The sequence below is a fragment of the Actinomycetospora sp. NBRC 106378 genome (assembly GCF_030269685.1).
Lineage (GTDB): Bacteria > Actinomycetota > Actinomycetes > Mycobacteriales > Pseudonocardiaceae > Actinomycetospora.
In genome coordinates, this window is the sequence record NZ_BSTT01000001.1 from 724,719 (window position 1) to 740,912 (window position 16,194).

The 16,194-nt window shown below is 73.2% G+C and carries 19 protein-coding genes; 11 read left to right on the forward strand and 8 right to left on the reverse strand.

The window, feature by feature from the left end; genetic code table 11:
• Window positions 1-36: 36 nt before the first annotated feature.
• The 5 genes from dusB (at window position 37) to phoU (ending at window position 6,000) form a co-directional block, all read left to right on the forward strand.
• The gene (dusB, locus tag QSK00_RS03645; protein ID WP_285587601.1) at window positions 37-1,164 is read left to right on the forward strand and encodes a tRNA dihydrouridine synthase DusB; all 1,128 of its coding nucleotides are present in this window, start codon (window positions 37-39) and stop codon (window positions 1,162-1,164) included.
• A gap of 5 nt (window positions 1,165-1,169) precedes the next feature.
• Complete coding sequence (locus tag QSK00_RS03650) at window positions 1,170-1,634, forward strand: hypothetical protein (RefSeq protein WP_285587602.1); 465 nt, start codon at window positions 1,170-1,172, stop codon at window positions 1,632-1,634.
• Between the two features lie 218 nt (window positions 1,635-1,852).
• A complete protein-coding gene (locus QSK00_RS03655) occupies window positions 1,853-2,851 on the forward strand; it encodes a GGDEF domain-containing protein (protein ID WP_285587604.1) in 999 nt (332 codons plus the stop codon).
• A 759-nt stretch (window positions 2,852-3,610) separates the two neighbouring features.
• Complete coding sequence (locus QSK00_RS03660) at window positions 3,611-5,263, forward strand: LCP family protein (protein WP_285587606.1); 1,653 nt, start codon at window positions 3,611-3,613, stop codon at window positions 5,261-5,263.
• Between the two features lie 80 nt (window positions 5,264-5,343).
• Window positions 5,344-6,000, forward strand: coding sequence for a phosphate signaling complex protein PhoU (phoU, locus tag QSK00_RS03665; RefSeq protein ID WP_285587608.1), 657 nt, complete (start codon window positions 5,344-5,346; stop codon window positions 5,998-6,000).
• A gap of 148 nt (window positions 6,001-6,148) precedes the next feature.
• On the opposite strand, the gene pstB is transcribed toward phoU, so the two are convergent.
• The 6 genes from pstB to QSK00_RS03695 form a co-directional block, all read right to left on the reverse strand.
• Window positions 6,149-6,925: a phosphate ABC transporter ATP-binding protein PstB gene (gene pstB, locus QSK00_RS03670; protein ID WP_230749847.1), complete on the reverse strand. Its 777-nt coding sequence runs from the start codon at window positions 6,923-6,925 to the stop codon at window positions 6,149-6,151.
• 26 nt (window positions 6,926-6,951) lie between these two features.
• Window positions 6,952-7,863, reverse strand: a complete 912-nt coding sequence (gene pstA, locus QSK00_RS03675; protein ID WP_285587612.1) for a phosphate ABC transporter permease PstA — start codon at window positions 7,861-7,863, stop codon at window positions 6,952-6,954.
• The gene (pstC, locus tag QSK00_RS03680) at window positions 7,863-8,948 is read right to left on the reverse strand and encodes a phosphate ABC transporter permease subunit PstC (RefSeq protein ID WP_285587615.1); all 1,086 of its coding nucleotides are present in this window, start codon (window positions 8,946-8,948) and stop codon (window positions 7,863-7,865) included. Before pstC ends, pstA begins: the two co-directional genes overlap by 1 nt.
• 20 nt (window positions 8,949-8,968) lie before the next feature.
• On the reverse strand, window positions 8,969-10,072 hold the full coding sequence (gene pstS / locus QSK00_RS03685; RefSeq protein WP_285587617.1) for a phosphate ABC transporter substrate-binding protein PstS: 1,104 nt from the start codon (window positions 10,070-10,072) through the stop codon (window positions 8,969-8,971).
• A 276-nt stretch (window positions 10,073-10,348) separates the two neighbouring features.
• Window positions 10,349-11,272: a mycothiol synthase gene (gene mshD, locus QSK00_RS03690; RefSeq protein ID WP_285587619.1), complete on the reverse strand. Its 924-nt coding sequence runs from the start codon at window positions 11,270-11,272 to the stop codon at window positions 10,349-10,351.
• Window positions 11,273-11,293: 21 nt separating this feature from the next.
• The gene (locus QSK00_RS03695; RefSeq protein ID WP_285587621.1) at window positions 11,294-12,097 is read right to left on the reverse strand and encodes a winged helix-turn-helix transcriptional regulator; all 804 of its coding nucleotides are present in this window, start codon (window positions 12,095-12,097) and stop codon (window positions 11,294-11,296) included.
• Between the two features lie 178 nt (window positions 12,098-12,275).
• Here QSK00_RS03695 and QSK00_RS03700 point away from each other — a divergent pair, with 178 nt between their 5' ends.
• The 6 genes from QSK00_RS03700 (at window position 12,276) to QSK00_RS03720 (ending at window position 14,971) form a co-directional block, all read left to right on the forward strand.
• Complete coding sequence (locus QSK00_RS03700; protein ID WP_285587623.1) at window positions 12,276-12,728, forward strand: TlpA family protein disulfide reductase; 453 nt, start codon at window positions 12,276-12,278, stop codon at window positions 12,726-12,728.
• Between the two features lie 33 nt (window positions 12,729-12,761).
• Entirely contained in the window at window positions 12,762-12,848 is an 87-nt protein-coding gene (locus tag QSK00_RS30370; RefSeq protein ID WP_352231083.1) for a putative leader peptide, read from the forward strand.
• Window positions 12,849-12,954: 106 nt separating this feature from the next.
• A complete protein-coding gene (locus QSK00_RS03705) occupies window positions 12,955-13,797 on the forward strand; it encodes a sulfurtransferase (protein WP_285587625.1) in 843 nt (280 codons plus the stop codon).
• A complete protein-coding gene (locus QSK00_RS03710) occupies window positions 13,797-14,096 on the forward strand; it encodes a DUF1416 domain-containing protein (RefSeq protein ID WP_285587627.1) in 300 nt (99 codons plus the stop codon). The genes QSK00_RS03705 and QSK00_RS03710 overlap by 1 nt, the downstream gene beginning before the upstream one ends.
• A gap of 117 nt (window positions 14,097-14,213) precedes the next feature.
• Window positions 14,214-14,339 carry a hypothetical protein gene (locus QSK00_RS03715; RefSeq protein ID WP_018330590.1) on the forward strand — a complete coding sequence of 42 codons (126 nt, stop codon included), beginning with the start codon at window positions 14,214-14,216 and terminating at the stop codon, window positions 14,337-14,339.
• Complete coding sequence (locus QSK00_RS03720; RefSeq protein WP_285587632.1) at window positions 14,336-14,971, forward strand: heme-binding beta-barrel domain-containing protein; 636 nt, start codon at window positions 14,336-14,338, stop codon at window positions 14,969-14,971. Before QSK00_RS03715 ends, QSK00_RS03720 begins: the two co-directional genes overlap by 4 nt.
• Window positions 14,972-15,053: 82 nt before the next feature.
• On the opposite strand, the gene QSK00_RS03725 is transcribed toward QSK00_RS03720, so the two are convergent.
• Both QSK00_RS03725 and QSK00_RS03730 read right to left on the reverse strand, forming a co-directional pair.
• Window positions 15,054-15,425, reverse strand: a complete 372-nt coding sequence (locus QSK00_RS03725; RefSeq protein WP_285587633.1) for a hypothetical protein — start codon at window positions 15,423-15,425, stop codon at window positions 15,054-15,056.
• A gap of 36 nt (window positions 15,426-15,461) precedes the next feature.
• On the reverse strand, window positions 15,462-16,109 hold the full coding sequence (locus QSK00_RS03730) for a hypothetical protein (RefSeq protein WP_285587652.1): 648 nt from the start codon (window positions 16,107-16,109) through the stop codon (window positions 15,462-15,464).
• Between the last annotated feature and the right edge of the window lie 85 nt (window positions 16,110-16,194).

The window sequence follows — 16,194 nt, forward strand, 5'->3', positions numbered from 1 at the left end:
TCCCCTCACGCGGGACGGGTCGGCCCGGCGCGCACAATGGGAGTCGTGAAGCCCCTCCGCATCGGTCCGCACGAGCTGGCCGCCCCGGTCGTGCTGGCGCCGATGGCCGGCGTCACCAACCCGCCGTTCCGCCGCCTCTGCCGCGAGCAGGGCGCCGGGCTCTACGTCTGCGAGATGATCACCGCGCGGGCGCTGGTCGAGAAGCACCCGGGCACCGCCGAGATGATCGCGTTCGACGAGGACGAGTCGCCGCGCTCGATGCAGCTCTACGGCGTCGACCCGGTGACCATCGGGCGGGCCGTCGAGCGGATCGTCGCCGAGGACCTGGCCGACCACGTCGACCTCAACTTCGGCTGCCCGGTGCCCAAGGTGACCCGGCGCGGCGGGGGCGCGGCCCTGCCCTACAAGCGGCGACTGTTCGAGTCGATCGTGCGCACCGCCGTCGCCGCCGCGGGTCCGCTCCCGCTGACGGTCAAGATGCGGATCGGCATCGACGACGACCACGTCACCTTCCTCGACGCCGGCCGCATCGCGGCCGCCGAGGGCGCGTCGGCCGTCGCCCTGCACGCCCGCACCGCCGCGCAGCGTTACTCCGGCCAGGCCGACTGGAGCCGGATCGCCGAGCTGCGCGACGCGGTCCCGGCCGAGGTCCCGGTGCTGGGCAACGGCGACATCTTCGCCGCCGACGACGCGCTGGCGATGGTCGAGAAGACCGGGTGCGACGGCGTCGTCGTCGGCCGCGGCTGCCTCGGCCGCCCGTGGCTGTTCGGCGAGCTCGAGGCGGCGTTCTCCGGCCACGAGCGGCCCACCCCGCCGACCCTGGGCGAGGTCGCCGCGATCATGCGCCGCCACGTCGAGCTGCTCATCGCCCACCACGGCGAGCGCAAGGGCGTCCGCGACTCGCGCAAGCACATGTCCTGGTACCTGCACGGCTTCGCCGTCGGGTCCGAGGTGCGCCGCGAGCTCGGCATGATCGACGGACTCGAGCGGCTCGACGAGCTGCTCGCCCGTCTCGAGGCCGACCAGCCGTTCCCGCCCGACGCCGACGGCCCGCGTGGGCGTCAGGGCTCGCCGGGCCACGTGACCCTGCCCGAGGGCTGGCTCGACGACCCCGAGGACGCCACCGTGCCCGCCGGCGCGGACGTCATGCACTCCGGCGGCTGATCGCCGTGCGCCTCGCCGCCGTCGTCGTCGGGGTCCTCCTGACGGCGGGTCTCGCCGGCTGCGGCGCGACGGTGCCCGGGACACCGCGGGCCGCCGCGGTCCCGGCCGGCGACCGGGCGCTCATCGACTCCTACGTCGCGGCCTCCAACCAGGCCGGCACCACGGGCGCGCGGGCCCAGGCGGACTTCCTGCGCGCGACCCAGGCCGAGGGGGCGCCGTTCCCACCCGAGCGGTGCTTCGGCGAGCTCACCCTCGACACCCGCCTCGTCGCGCGCACGCTGCGCCCCGACCCCGAGTGGCGCCCACCCGCAACCCTGCCGAACGTCGGGCGCCCGGACGGGGCGGTGTACGTCGCGGCGGCCGCGGTGACCGTGCGGCGGGGCCCCACGGAGGTCCGCGAGGACGTCGGTTCGAAGCACTTCGTGATCCGGGACACGCGGGTGACCAGCTACGCTCCGTGTGCTGACTGAAATCTGACAGTACGAGCGGTCACGGCGCCCGGACTTGAGCACCCGGTCGGGCACGAATCTGACACCCAACGAGCAGCAGCCCGGATTCTCCACGCAGAGTCACGTCGACCGGACGGTGGATTCGGTTGGCGGGCGGGGTGCGGACGTTGCACAGGAACGCATCCGCGTCACACTGGAGGGGACACGGGAGCAGGGACTCGAGGGAGCGGCGGGTGGTCGTGAGGGGCTCCACGGTCGGCGGCACGCCGGACCGGGTAGCGACGGGGGTGCCCGCCACGGCGGCGGGCGGCCCCCCGCCGGAGATCCCCGGGTCCGCCTTCCACCAGCCCGCTGCCAGCACGTTCGACACCGCACCGATCGTCGGGATCGACGAGGCACTCCGTCTCGACGCTGCTGCGGGCGACCCCGGGACCGCGCGGGCGGCCCAGGCGCGCGCCCACGAGGCGGCGGCCGAGGTACTGGCCGACCGCGGTGACTGGCGGCGCGCCTACCAGCACCTGCGCGCGGCGATGGCTCTCGTGCACCTCGGCGACACCCCGCCGGTGCACGTGCCCGAACAGTTACGGCGCGAAGTCGATCGTCTCCGTCGCGAACGGGCCGAGGCGCGCGAGCAGAGTCGGCGCGACAGCCTCACCGCCACGTGGAACCGCCGCTACCTCGACGAGCGACTGTCCACCCTGCGTGACGGCAGCTCGGACACGGTCTGCGTCGCCCTCGTCGACGTCGACCACTTCAAGCTCGTCAACGACACCTACGGCCACGCCGTCGGCGACGCGGTCCTGCGGACGCTCGTCGGGCTCATGCGCGCCGAGATCGACGCCCGGGTGCCCGACGGCTTCTGCGCCCGCTACGGCGGCGAGGAGTTCGCGCTCGTCCTGCCCCGGCCGGCCGACGCCGACGCGGTGGCGCTCTGCGAGTCGATCCGCGCCCGCATCGAGGCGCACGACTGGAGCGCCGTGGCCGCCGAGCTCCGCGTCACCGCGAGCGTCGGGCTGGCCTGCCTCGACCCCGAGGACGCGGGCACCACCTGCGACGGCCTGCTCGACCACGTCGACGAGCTCCTCTACGTCGCCAAGCGCACGGGGCGCAACGCCGTGGCCTACCGCGACGAGGCGGGCCAGGTGCGGCTGGCCGGCCCGGCCTCCGGACGCCGCGGTGTCGGTGCGGTCGCCCGGGCGGTGACGGGCACGGCCCGATCGGGTCGTCCCGTCGACTGAGCGCGTCCCACCTGCGCCCGATCGACCGGGGAGCATCACGATCGGGTGACGACGCTTGCCTCGGGTGAACCTCGGGAGTAGTCCCGCGCGCGTGGCTCGGTGACGGCCTCGATACGATCCGTGCACCCCGCATCGGGGTCCCGTCCCTGAGCACCCGGGGGTCCCGTGACCGACGACCGTGAGCGCGGCGTCGGTCCCGGTGTCCCCGCGGCACGGTCGCCCCGGTCGGAGGTGCGGACCGGTCCGCCGTCGGTGCCCACGCGGGTGGTCGTGGGCGACACCGCGGCCGAACGCCGTGGTGGCGTCGCGCCGATGATGGTCCCGCTCGCCCGGAAGCGCCCTGGCCGCCGGAGCCTGCGCCCCGCCGGTGCCGCCGCCGAGACCGAGCCGATGCGCGACCTCGTGGCGGCCGCCGCGGTCGCGGCACCCGCGCCGGTCGAGCCGGCTGCGGAGCCCGCCGAGCCGCCCACGGTCCGGACGGGGCGTCCGGCTGCGTCCACCACCCCGGCCCCACCGCGAGAGGCACACCAGGCAGGCCAGGAGGCCTCGGAAACTGCCCCACGGACCACTCGCGCGCCGGAGCAGCCCGCAGAACGCCCCGTCCCGACGCGAGAAGCACACCAGGCAGGCCAGAACGCCCCCGAACCTGCCCCACGGACCACTCGCGCGCCGGAGCAGCCCCCGGAACGCCCCGCCCCCCGTGCGGTCGTCGTCCCCGCCACGCAGGAGGGCGCCCCCGGGTACGCCGCGACGTCGGCCGTGCTCTCCGGGGTCGGGGCCGGACTGCGCACACGGATCGGCCGCTGGACCTGGGCCCGGTCGCTGCGCCTCGTCGCGGCCGCGATGTCGACCGTGATCGTGCTCGTCTGCGGCGTCGCGTGGGGCGCCACGTCGTGGTTCGAGGCCGCCGTGAAGAAGATCGGCGCGCTCGACCCGACGTCGGCGGCGATCATCGACCCGGCCGCGCAGGTCGGCGACCAGAACTTCCTCGTGGTCGGCTCCGACACCCGGGTCGGCGCGCAGCCCAGCGAGGACGTCGGCGACGCCACGGACGTCCCGGGCGCCCGGTCGGACACGGTCATGGTCGTGCATGTCCCGGCGAACCGCGCCCGGATGACCGTCGTGTCCTTCCCCCGCGACCTCGAGATCGACCGGCCGGCGTGCGAGCGCTGGGACTCGGTCACCGGCGTCTACACCGGCCAGACGATGCCCCGCACCGCGAAGGTCAAGCTCAACACGGCCTACCAGGTCGGCGGGCCGCGCTGCGTGACGAAGGTGGTCCAGGAGCTCTCCGGGCTCGCCGTCAACCACTTCCTCGGCGTCGACTTCTCCGGGTTCAAGGACATGGTCGACGCCGTCGACGGCGTGCCGGTCTGCCTCGGGAAACCGCTGCGCGACACGATCCTCGGCACCGTCGTCCCGCGCGCCGGCACCTCGGTGCTCACCGGGGACCAGGCCCTCAACTTCGTGCGTGCCCGCCACGTCATCGGAGACCCCACGAGCGACTACGGCCGGATCAACCGCCAGCAGATCTTCCTGTCGGCGCTGCTGCGGCAGGCGCTCTCGGCGGGCACGCTGCTCGACGTCGGGAAGCTGCGGGCCCTGGTCGACGCGGTCGGTCGCTCCACCTACGGCGAGAACATCGAGGCCGCCCAGCTGCTCTCGCTCGGGCAGTCGCTCTCCGGCCTGGACGCCCGGGCGGTCACGTTCACGACGGTGCCGACCACCGGGGTCGCCAACGCCCGCGGCAACGAGGTCCTGCGCGTCGCCGAGGACCGGGCGCTGTTCGACGCGATCATCGACGACACCCCGCTGCCCGGCCAGCCCGGCGCCACGCCTGCAGGGCCGCCCCCGGCGCCGCCCGTGCCCGCCGACCGGGTCGCGCTGCGGCTGGTCGACGCGCGCTCCGCCACCTCCGGCTACGACGACGGGTCCGGCACCGGCTCCTCCGGGACCGAGCTGAGCGCCTCCGGCGACTCCTCGTCCGGCGACGGCTCCCGCGGCGACGGGTCCGGGGACGGCGGGTCCGACAACGGTGACGACGGCGGCTCCGGCTTCCGCCGCGACGGGGCGGCGCGGGCGGCGCAGCAGCAGGGGCCCTCGGCGACCTCGGTCGCCGGGTCCCTGCGCGGGTACGGGTTCACCGTCACCGGCGACGTCCGGGGTTCCGGGGCCGCCGCCGCGACCGACGGCCGCACCACGATCCGCTTCACCCCCGACCAGTCGGGCGCCGCGGCGACGCTGCAGAAGGCCGTGCCGTCCGCCGTCCTCACCCCGCGTCCCGACGGGACCGGCTCGCTCGTCCTCGAGCTGGGCGACGACTTCGACGGCAAGGTCGTCGACCCGACCGCCCCCGTCGCCGCGGCGCCGCTGCCGGCGTTGGTGAACGCGGCGGACGCGACCTGCCGTTGACCAGCTCACATTCCCCGTCGTTCACCGCCGGTTCATGCGGGCGACGGGTGGCCGACCGGGCGTCCGCCTAGTCTGCCGCCATGCGCGCGGCCTACCACGAGAAACTCTCGTCGCTGAACGACGAGCTCGCCCAGATGTCCCTGTTGGCCGGCGAGGCCATGAAGAAGGCCACGAGCGCCCTGCTCGACGGTGACCTCGACCTGGCCGAGGAGGTCATCTCCTCCGACACCGAGATCGACGCGCTGCGCACCTCCGCCGAGGACCAGGCGTTCGGGCTGCTGGCCCTGCAGGCGCCCGTCGCGGGCGACCTGCGCTCGGTCATCGCCGCGATCCACTCCGCGGGCGACCTCGAGCGCATGGGCGACCTCGCCCTGCACGTCGCGAAGGCGGCCCGGCGCCGGCACCCCGAGCTCGTGCTCCCCGGTGAGGTCGCGCCGTACTTCGCCGAGATGGGCCGGGTCGCCCTCGATCTCGCCCAGGACGCCCGCCGCGTGATCCTCGACCGCGACGTCGAGCTCGCGTTCACCATGGAGTCCGACGACGACGCCATGGACGACCTGCACCGCCACCTGTTCACCGTGATGATGACCAAGGACTGGCCGCACGGCGTGGCCCCGGCGGTCGACGTGACCCTGCTCGGCCGGTTCTACGAGCGCTTCGCCGACCACGCGGTCGCGGTCGCCCGCCGCGTCGTCTTCATGGTCACCGGCAAGATGCCGGACCCCCCGCTCGCCTGATCAGAGCAGCCCCCACCTGAACGAACGGCACTCTCGCGCACATAGATGCTGCGGAGAGTGCCGTTCGCTCGTTCAGGGGACGCACACAGAACGACGACGGGCCCTGCCGCACCTGGTGCGGCAGGGCCCGTCGTCGTGACGAGGAGGATCAGCCGAAGCGGCCCGAGATGTAGTCCTCGGTCTCGCGCTCGGTCGGGTTGGAGAAGATCTTCTCAGTGTCGTCGATCTCCACGAGGTGGCCGGGCTTGCCGGTGGCCTCGAGGTTGAAGAACGCCGTCTGGTCGCTCACCCGCGCGGCCTGCTGCATGTTGTGGGTGACGATGACGATCGTGTAGTCCTTCTTGAGATCGCCGATCAGGTCCTCGATCGCCAGCGTGGAGATCGGGTCCAGGGCGGAGCAGGGCTCGTCCATGAGCAGCACGTCGGGCTGCACCGCGATCGCCCGGGCGATGCACAGACGCTGCTGCTGACCGCCGGAGAGGCCGCCGCCGGGCTTGTCGAGCCGGCCCGAGACCTCCTTCCAGAGGTTCGCGCCGCGCAGCGAGGCCTCGCAGACCTCGTCGAGCTTCTTCTTGTCCCGCACGCCCTGGAGCTTCAGCCCGGCGACGACGTTGTCGCGGATGGACATCGTCGGGAACGGGTTGGGGCGCTGGAAGACCATGCCGATCGTGCGGCGCACCGCCACGGCGTCGGAGCCGCGGGCGTAGATGTCCTCGCCGTCGAGCTGGATCTGGCCCTCGACGCGGGCGCCGGGGATCTCCTCGTGCATGCGGTTGAGGGTCCGCAGCACGGTCGACTTGCCGCAGCCCGACGGTCCGATGAACGAGGTGACGCTGCGCGGCGGGACGGACAGGTTGACGTTCTGCACGGCGTGGAAGTCGCCGTAGTAGATGTCGACGTCCTTGAGGTCGAGACGCTTGGCCACAGTGCTTGATCCCTCCGAGGGAGCCTTTACTTCGAGATCGCCGAGTAGCGGGAGATGACGCTGGCCGCGAGCTGGAACACCATCACGATGAGGATCAGGGTCAGCGCGCCGCCCCAGATGCGGAGCTGGCCGGCCGCGGACGGGTTCGTCGACAGCTCGGTGTAGATCAGCAGCGGCAGCGAGGCCTGGTTGCCCTCGAAGGGGTTGAAGTTGATCGCCCGGGCGTAGCCGACCAGCACCAGCACCGGCGCGGTCTCGCCCATCACGCGGGCGAAGGCGAGCATCACGCCGGTGACCGTGCCCGAGAGCGCGGTCGGGAGCACGATGCGCAGGATCGTCTTCCACTTCGGGATGCCGAGGGCGTAGGAGGCCTCGCGCAGCTCGTCCGGGACCAGCTGCAGCATCTCCTCGGTGTTGCGGATGACCACCGGGAGCATCAGCAGCACCAGCGCGAGCCCGACCAGGAAGCCGCTCTGCGACAGACCGCCGATCGAGATGAACAGCGCGAAGATGAAGAGCGCGGCCACGATCGACGGCACCCCGGAGAGGATGTCGACCATGAAGCTCGTGATCTTCGCGAGCCGACCGCGGCCGTACTCGACGAGGTAGACGGCGGCGAGGATGCCCACCGGCACCGCGATGATCCCGGCGATCAGCGCCTGGACCAGGGTGCCGACGATCGCGTGGTAGACGCCGCCGCGCACCTCGTCCGGCGTGACGCCGGACAGCGACCTCGTCCACCAGTCGGCGGAGACGATCGCCGGCACGCCCTTGATGAGCACGCTGACGAGCAGCCAGACCAGCGGGACGAGCGCGACGAGGAAGGCCAGGGTGACCAGGACGGTCGCCGCCTGGTTCTTGACCTTCCGCGCGGTGGAGACGTTGCGGAACGTCGCGGGGACGGCGGGGCGCTCCGGGGCGTCGAGGGCAGCACTCATCAGCCGTTCACCTTCCCGCCGGCGACCACGCGGGCGAGCGCGTTGACCACGAAGGTCAGGACGAACAGCACCAGGCCGGCGGCGATGTAGGCGCCGGTCGGCAGGGGCTGGCTGAACTCGGACGCCGCCGCCGCGATCTTGGACGCGAACGTGGCCCCGCCGTCGAAGAGGCTCAGGTGCGACGGGCTGGTGGCCGTGCGGATGACGATGAGCACGGCGATCGTCTCGCCCAGCGCCCGGCCGAGGCCGAGCATCGAGGCGGCGATGAACCCGCTGCGCCCGTAGGGCAGCACCGCCATGCGGATGACCTCCCAGCGGGTCGCGCCGAGGGCCTGCGCGGCCTCGATCTGGAAGCGCGGGGTCTGCGCGAACACCTCGCGCGTGGTCGCCGTGATGATCGGCAGGATCATGATCGCCAGGACGATGCCGCCCGTGAAGATCGTGCCGGTGAGCACCGGCAGGTTGCCCGGGGCGAACAGGAAGAACCAGCCGAGGTAGGTCTGCAGGAACTGCGCGATCGGCTCGATCGCCGGGGCGAGCACGAGGATGCCCCAGAGACCGAACACGATCGACGGGACCGCGGCGAGCAGGCCGATCACGTACGAGAACGGCCGGGCCAGCCGGGCCGGGGTGTACTGCGTCAGGAACAGCGCGATGCCCATCCCGATCGGCATCGCGATCGCCAGGGCCATCAGCGAGGACAGCAGCGTCACCGCGAGCAGGTCGCGGATGCCGAAACGCAGGTTGCCGGCGTCGCTGGTGTTGAAGTCGGGGCTCGTCAGGAAGTTCGCGTTGTTGGCGAGCAGCGACGGGACGGCCTGGACGACGAGGAACAGGCCGATCAGGGCGATCGCCGCGACGACGACGAGGCCGGAGCCGGTGGTGAGCCCGCGGAACACACGCTCCCCGACTCCGCCGGAGGTCGTCCGGGAGGAGCCGGTGCTCGGGGGTTTGGTCTCGGTCACGGAGGCCATGGTGGCCGATCCGCTCGGACGGTCCCGGGTCTCGGGGTCGTCCGACGGGGCCCGCTGTGTGGTGCGTTCGCTCACGGTGTTCGGATCCGCCTCGTCGCCGTCGGGGGTCACGCGTCAGTCGATCCGGACGATCAGGAGATCGAGTTGATCGAGGTGGTCAGGCGCTGCTTGAACGCGTCGGGGATCGGCACGTAACCGCCCGAGGTCAGCGTGCCCTGGGCCTGCGGCGACAGCGCGGTCTGCAGGAACGCCTTCACGGCCGTCCCGGTCTGCGGGTCGGCGTACTTGGTGCAGACGATCTCGTAGGTCGCCAGCGCGATCGGGTAGGCGCCCGGCGTCGTCGTCTTGTAGAGGCTGTTCAGGTCCAGGGTCAGGTCGTTGCCCTGGCCGGTGACCTGGACGGCGTCGATCGCCTTGGCCACGTTGTCGGTGGACAGCGCCACCGGGGAGCCGCCACCGGCGTTGATGATCTGCGCGGCCGGGAGCTGCGCCTTCTGCGCGAACGAGGCCTCGATGTAGCCGATGGAGTTCGGGGTGTTCTTGGTGGCGTCGGTGACGCCCTGCGAGCCGCGCGCACCGGCGCCGACCCCCCCGTTGAACGTCTGGGTCGACGGCTTGCCGTAGGCGTTGTTCGACGCGGCGTTCAGGTAGGTCTGGAAGTTCTGCGTGGTGCCCGAGTCGTCGGAACGGAAGTTCACGATGATCGGCGCGGCCGGAAGGTTCTTGCCCTGGTTCAGGGCGGCGATGGCCGGGTCGTTCCAGGTCGTGATCTGACCGTTGAAGATCTTGGCGGCGGTCGCGCCGTCGAGCGCGAGGTCGGTCACGCCCTGCAGGTTGTAGGCGATCGCGATGGGGCCGAAGACCAGCGGCAGGTTGAGGGCCGGCGACGCGCAGCGGGCCTGCGCCTTCTGGGCCTCGTCGCTCTTCAGCGCGGCGTCGGAGCCGGCGAAGTCGGTCTGGCCGCCGATGAACTCGTTGCGCCCGGCGCCGGAGCCGCTGGCGGTGTAGTTCACCGTCTGGCCGTTGCAGGTCTGCTCGAACGTGTTGACGAAGCCGGTGATCGCGTTCGCCTGGGCGGTGGAGCCGCTCGCCTTGAGGGCCTGCTTGCCGCCGCAGGTGACACCCGTGGCCTGCTGCGTGGAGCCGCCCGAGTTGTTGTCGCTGCCGCACGCGCTGAACAGGAGCGCCCCGGCCGCGATCATGCCGATCGCCGCTGCGCGCCGCTGGAACCTCACAGAGATCTCCCGTCTCGTCCACCGGGCCCGACGCCGTGACGGCGAACCGGGCATTCCGGCCGCCGCGGGGACACGCGATGGCCGGACGCGGACATTAGGCAGCCGGGGTGGACGAACCCTGCTGACCGGGTGAACGCGAGGTGAACAGGCCCGTGCGGTCCCACCGGAACGGGTTGATGCTGGTCACAGCACGTGCACGTGTGAGCGCAGCGTGGTTGAACCCTCACGTATCGCCATCAGGTGTCCGCCGGATGACCATGAGATGACGCGCGCCGATCAGCGCGCGGGCAGGCGGTAGGACACGTCGGCGGCGTCGACGTCGAAGCCGAGGTGCCGGTAGGTGGTCACCGCCGGAACGTTGTCCGCCTCGACGTAGAGGATGACCTCGTCGAGCCCGCGACCGGCCAGGTGGTGCAGCCCCGCCAGGGTGAGCGCCCGTCCCAGGCCCCGCCCCTGGGCGTCGGGGTCGACGCCCACCACGTACACCTCGCCGATGGGGCCGTCGTCGCCGGAGCGGCCCTCGGGATGGCGCTTGGTCCAGTGGAAGCCCAGCAGGCGCCCCGTCGCCTCCTCCCGCGCGAGGAGGAAGCCCGCCGCGTCGAACCACGGCTCCTGCTCGCGGCGGCGCACGTCGTCCGCCGTCATCGCGCCCTGCTCGGGGTGCCAGGCGAAGGCGCGGGCGTTGACCGCCACGACGTCGTCCTCGTCGCGGCCGGGTTCGAAGGCCACGATCGACACGCCCTCGACGGGGCGCTGCTCCGGCAACGGTCCGACTCCGGAGGGTCGGCGCATCATCCACAGCTCGCGCTCGCGGACCAGGCCCCGGTCGGCGGCGAGGTCCGCCGAGCCCGCCCGGTCGCCGTGGGCCCAGACCCGGATGCGGCCGGGCCGGGCGTCGTCGTCGGCCGCGAGCGCGACGGCGAGGGCCCGCCCCACGCCCCGCCGGCGCGCGGCGGGGGCGACGCCCAGCTCGACCACCACGTCGTCCGGATCGGACTCGTCGACGTGCGCCCAGCCGACCACCGACCCGTCCTCCCCGCGGACGACCAGGTGCCGCCCGTGGCCGGTCGGTGTGGCGAGGTCGAGCAGCGTGGGCTCCGAGAAGGCGCCCACACCGTCGGCGTGCGCGAGGTCCGCGGCGAACCGCCCCAGCTCCTCCCGCTCGGCCGCCGTCGGCTCGATCCACTGCGGGGTGATCACGGGGGCGACGCTACCCGCGTGTCAGGCGCGACCCGCCCAGACGGCGGGTCGCACGACCCGGTCGTCGTCGCGGGGCGCCGCCCCGGAGGGCTCCTCGTCGTCGCCGGCGTCGTCGAGCGCGAGACCGCCGCGCGCGCCGTCGCCCCCGCCGAGCACGCCGCGCACCGGCCGGACGAACTTGTAGCCGACGTTGCGCACGGTGCCGATCAGCTGCTCGTGCTCGGCCCCGAGCTTCGCCCGGAGGCGCCGCACGTGGACGTCGACCGTGCGGGTGCCGCCGAAGAAGTCGTAGCCCCAGACCTCCTGCAGCAGCTGCGCCCGGGTGAACACCCGTCCCGCGTGCTGGGCGAGGTACTTGAGGAGCTCGAACTCCTTGTAGGTCAGGTCGAGCGGGCGCCCGCGCAGCCGCGCGGTGTAGGTCGCCTCGTCGATGACGAGCTCACCGAGGACCAGGGCACCGTCGCCGCCGGCGGCGTCGGTGGAGCGGCGCGCCCGCAGCAGGCGCAGCCGCGCGTCGATCTCGGCCGGGCCGGCCCCGGGCAGCAGGACCTCGTCCACGCCCCACTCGAGGGAGACGGCCACGAGGCCACCCTCGGTCAGGACGGCGATGACCGGGACGTCGAGCCCGGTGGAGCCCAGGAGACGGCACAGGCTCCGGGCGGCGGCGAGGTCGTGGCGGGCGTCGACCAGGACGGCGTCGTGCGGTCCGGCGTCGAGCAGGGCGGCCACTTCGGGGGCGGCGGTCCGCAGCCCGTGGGGTAGCAGGGTCAACGACGGCAGCACTGACGTCGGTTCGGGGTCGGCGGTGAGCAGCAGGAGCTCCACGCGTGTCTCCCTCCACAGTCGTGAGGGAGACCTTAGCGCTGTTCACCGCGCCGTCACCCCGCTGCGCGTTCCATGTCACGTGGAGCCCGCGTGCGCAGGCCCGCGGGGCGACTGCCTACCGTGGGGACCGGGCGTGGACGGGCGGGTCCACGGTCACGGCCGGAGAGGGGATCTGCGCATGACGGCGGCCGTCGTCACCCTGGTGGTCATCGTGGCGCTCGGCGCGGTCGTGCTGGCGGTCGGACTGCTGCTGCGGCGTCGCCGGCCCCCGGAGGAGGCGCCCGCCGCCCGCACGGGCGACATCCCGGTCCCGCGACTCCCGGCCGACCTCACCGCCCGCGACGGCGGCCTGGTCCTGCTGCAGATCTCGTCGGCGTTCTGCACCCACTGCCGCGACACCCGCAGCGTGCTCGGCGACGTCGCCGCCGAGCTGCCCGGACTCGTGCACCGCGACGTCGACCTCGCCGCCCGCCCCGAGCTGGTCCGGCTCCTCGGGGTCGCCCGCACGCCCACCACGCTGCTCGTCGACGGGCGCGGCCGCGAGCTCCTCCGGGTCGACGGCGTGCCCCGTCGGGCGGCGCTGGTCACCGCGATCGCACCCCACCTGGGCCGATCGACCGGAGACGGGTGACCCGGGCGGCCACGTTTCGGTAGCGTGACGTCCGTGGACGAAGGCCTGACACGGCGGCGCGCGGTCGACCTGTGCCGTGTCGACAGCTGCCTGTGTCCCGGCGCCCGTCGCGCGGCCTAGAGATTCTGTCGTCCCGTCGTCGGACGGGCCGCCGCGACGCCCCGGTGTGTCCCAGTACCCCTGCGGCGCCGTGACGGTGCCGTCCATCCGTGTTGAGGAGTCATTCATGAGCCGCCAGGACGCCCTGGTCACCGCCGACTGGGCGGAGGAGAATCTCGACGCCCCCGGTGTGGTGTTCGTCGAGGTCGACGAGGACACCAGCGCCTACGACGGCGGGCACATCCCCGGCGCCGTGAAGATCGACTGGAAGACCGAGCTGCAGGACCAGGTCCGCCGCGACTTCGTCGACAAGGCCGGATTCGAGAAGCTGCTCTCCGCCAAGGGCATCTCGAACGACGACACGGTGGTGCTCTACGGCGGCAACAACAACTGGTTCGCCGCCTACGCCTACTGGTACTTCAAGCTCTACGGCCACACCGCGGTCAAGCTGCTCGACGGCGGCCGCAAGAAGTGGGAGCTCGACGGCCGCAAGCTCGACAGCGCGGTCCCCGAGCGCCCGCAGACCTCCTACACCGCGCAGGAGCAGGACCTCTCGATCCGCGCCTTCCGCGACGAGGTCGTCGACGCGATCGGCACCAAGAACCTGGTCGACGTCCGCTCCCCCGACGAGTTCTCCGGCAAGCTGCTCGCGCCGGCCCACCTCCCGCAGGAGCAGGCGCAGCGCGGCGGCCACATCCCCTCGGCGCTCAACGTGCCGTGGTCGAAGGCCGCCAACGAGGACGGCACCTTCCGGTCCGACGACGAGCTGCGCAAGCTCTACGAGACCGAGGGCCTGGACTCGTCGCGGTCGACGATCGCCTACTGCCGCATCGGCGAGCGCTCGTCGCACACCTGGTTCGCCCTGCACGAGCTGCTGGGCGAGTCGGACGTCAAGAACTACGACGGGTCGTGGACCGAGTACGGCTCGCTCGTGGGCGTGCCGGTCGAGACCGGGGATGGGAAGTCCTGATGTGCGGAGCTCCTGAGCAGACGGCCGAGGTCCCGGCCGGGGTCGACCTCACCAAGGAGTCGGTGCTGGTCGGCAAGGTGACCAACGGCGGGTCGCCCGTGGGCGGTGCCTACGTCCGCCTGCTCGACGGGACCGGCGAGTTCACGGCCGAGGTCGTGTCCTCGGCGACCGGCGACTACCGCTTCTTCGCGGCGCCGGGGAGCTGGACCGTCCGGGCGCTCTCGCGCTCGGGCAACGGCCAGGCCGACGTCGCGGTGCAGGGCCCGGGGCTCTACACCACCGAGGTGCCGGTGGGCTGAGCCTCGCGGGGTGGCAGCGGAGCGTCGTTGCTGTCATCCAGTGGCAGGGAATCCACATCGTCGACACCCGTCCCGCCCCTCCCGGGCGGGGCGGGTGTTCGTCGTTAGGGTGGTCGGGTGGCCTGGGTCTACACGGTCCTCCTCGCCGCGACCAGCGCCGGGATCCTCTCCTACGCGCTGGTCCTGACGAGGCGGCTCTTCCGCGACGAAGCTCCCCGCGACCTCTCCGGAGGTGCGTCGTGAGCGACGAGGCTCCCGAGGGCCTCGCGGGCAACGAGGCCATCCGCGCCGCCGAGGAGCGCGCGGCGCGCACGCGCGGCGCGAACCGCCCGCAATGGGCCGACCTGCCGATCCCGGACGACACCGCGAACCTGCGCCAGGGCCCGGACCTGAACGACGCGCTGCTCCCGATCCTCCCGCTCGTCGGCGTGTGGCGCGGAGAGGGCGAGGTGGTCTACCCGACCATCGACGGGCCCTTCCACTTCGGTCAGCAGATCACCCTGGCCCACGACGGGCGCCCGTTCGCGTCCTGGGAGGCCCGCGCCTGGCTCCTCGACGGCCCGGGCGGCGCGGTGGTGCGTCCCGCGGCCCGCGAGACCGGGTTCTGGCGCCCGCAGCCCGACGGGACGATCGAGCTGCTCCTCGCGCACGCCACCGGGATCGTCGAGATCTTCTACGGGTCGTCGCGCACGCAGACCTCGTGGGAGCTCTCCACCGACGCCACGGTGCGCACCGCCACCGCGAAGGACGTCCAGGCCGCCAACCGCCTCTACGGGATCGTCGAGGGCGACCTGTTCTACGTCGAGGAGCGGGCGATGATGGGCCAGGAGATGCAGCCGCACACCTCGGCCCGCCTGCAGCGCGTCGCCGGCTAGTCGGCTCCCGGCCGCCACGAACGGTCCGTTCGTCACGGTCCTCCGTGATGAACGGGCCGTTCGTCCCGACGGCGGGGGCGGCTCAGCTCGGCTCGAGCACCCCGAGCCGCGCGGCGACCACGTCGCCCAGCTCGGACACGTCGATCCCGGTCAACCGGGCGACCCCGCCGGCCGGGACGCCGGCACGCAGCAGCTCGATCGCGGTCGCACACGGCTCGCCGTCCCGCCCGAGGGCGGCGACCGCCGCGTCGGGGTCGGCGACCAGCGCCGCCAGCAGACGCCGCGACCCCCTATCGGCGTGCTCGGTTGCTCCGTCGGGAAGGGCGTCCCGGCGGGCGCGGCGCCGGGCGCGCCACCCGACGACCGCGGCGACGATCAACAGGACGACGGCGATGCCGATGAGCACCGCCGCGGCCCGGATCCAGGATTCCGGCGTCGACAACCACTCCCCCATGGCGACGCAGCGTACCTGCGTCGCCACGGAGGGCGATCAGCTCTCGGCGGCGAGGTCCGAGGTGTCCTCGATCGCCTGGGGCGGGACCGGGCGCGGGGGCCCCGGCGGCGGGTACGGCGGTGGGCCGTAGGGCCGCCGCGGCGGACCCCAGGGCCGGGAGGGTCGTCCCGAGTTCGCGACGAGGTCGTCGAGATGGCCCTTGACCTTCACCAGCTCGTCGAAGACCGCGTCGCGCTGCGCCCGCAGGTCGGCCAGCGCGGCGCGCGACTCGGCGTGCTCGGCCAGCAGCGACTCCGCCGCCTTGCTGCGCACGAGCGCGGCCTCCTGCTCGGCGGCCTGCAGGATGCCGCGCAGGCGCTCGTTGAAGGCCCCGACCTGGTCGGCGTCCTGGGTCGGCGCGGGGGCGGCCGGCGCGCCGGGGGAGCCCTCCTGCAGCGTCGCGGCGAGCTCCCGGCGCGGGGTCGGCGGCACCTCGGGGGTGCGGCGCCGTTCCCGGACGGCGAGCTGGGCCCGCAGCTGCGCGACCATGCGGCGCAGCCCGGCCACGTGCTCGTCGACCTGGGTCCGGTCGTACCCGCGGAGCACCACGTCGAAGTGCGGCCCGTCCGCCTCCTCCGGAGCGTCCGGCAGGTCCAGGTAGTGCTCGGCGTCGGGGGGAGTACGGCCCCGCTCACCCGTCGTCATACATCACCTCGTCTGCTCGCCCGATCCCGTGCGTGACCGGGCGCCACCCGATCGTAAGGATCGATCCGGAGCGGGGCGAGACGCC

Excerpts from the sequence above, each read along its gene's own strand:
- dusB (WP_285587601.1), top strand. The coding sequence starts at position 37 with ATGGGAGTCGTGAAGCCCCTCCGCATCGGTCCGCACGAGCTGGCCGCC.
- phoU (WP_285587608.1), top strand. The coding sequence starts at position 5,344 with ATGCGCGCGGCCTACCACGAGAAACTCTCGTCGCTGAACGACGAGCTC.
- pstA (WP_285587612.1), bottom strand. The coding sequence starts at position 7,863 with ATGAGTGCTGCCCTCGACGCCCCGGAGCGCCCCGCCGTCCCCGCGACG.
- QSK00_RS03700 (WP_285587623.1), top strand. The coding sequence starts at position 12,276 with ATGACGGCGGCCGTCGTCACCCTGGTGGTCATCGTGGCGCTCGGCGCG.
- QSK00_RS03705 (WP_285587625.1), top strand. The coding sequence starts at position 12,955 with ATGAGCCGCCAGGACGCCCTGGTCACCGCCGACTGGGCGGAGGAGAAT.
- QSK00_RS03710 (WP_285587627.1), top strand. The coding sequence starts at position 13,797 with ATGTGCGGAGCTCCTGAGCAGACGGCCGAGGTCCCGGCCGGGGTCGAC.
- QSK00_RS03725 (WP_285587633.1), bottom strand. The coding sequence starts at position 15,425 with ATGGGGGAGTGGTTGTCGACGCCGGAATCCTGGATCCGGGCCGCGGCG.
- QSK00_RS03730 (WP_285587652.1), bottom strand. The coding sequence starts at position 16,109 with ATGACGACGGGTGAGCGGGGCCGTACTCCCCCCGACGCCGAGCACTAC.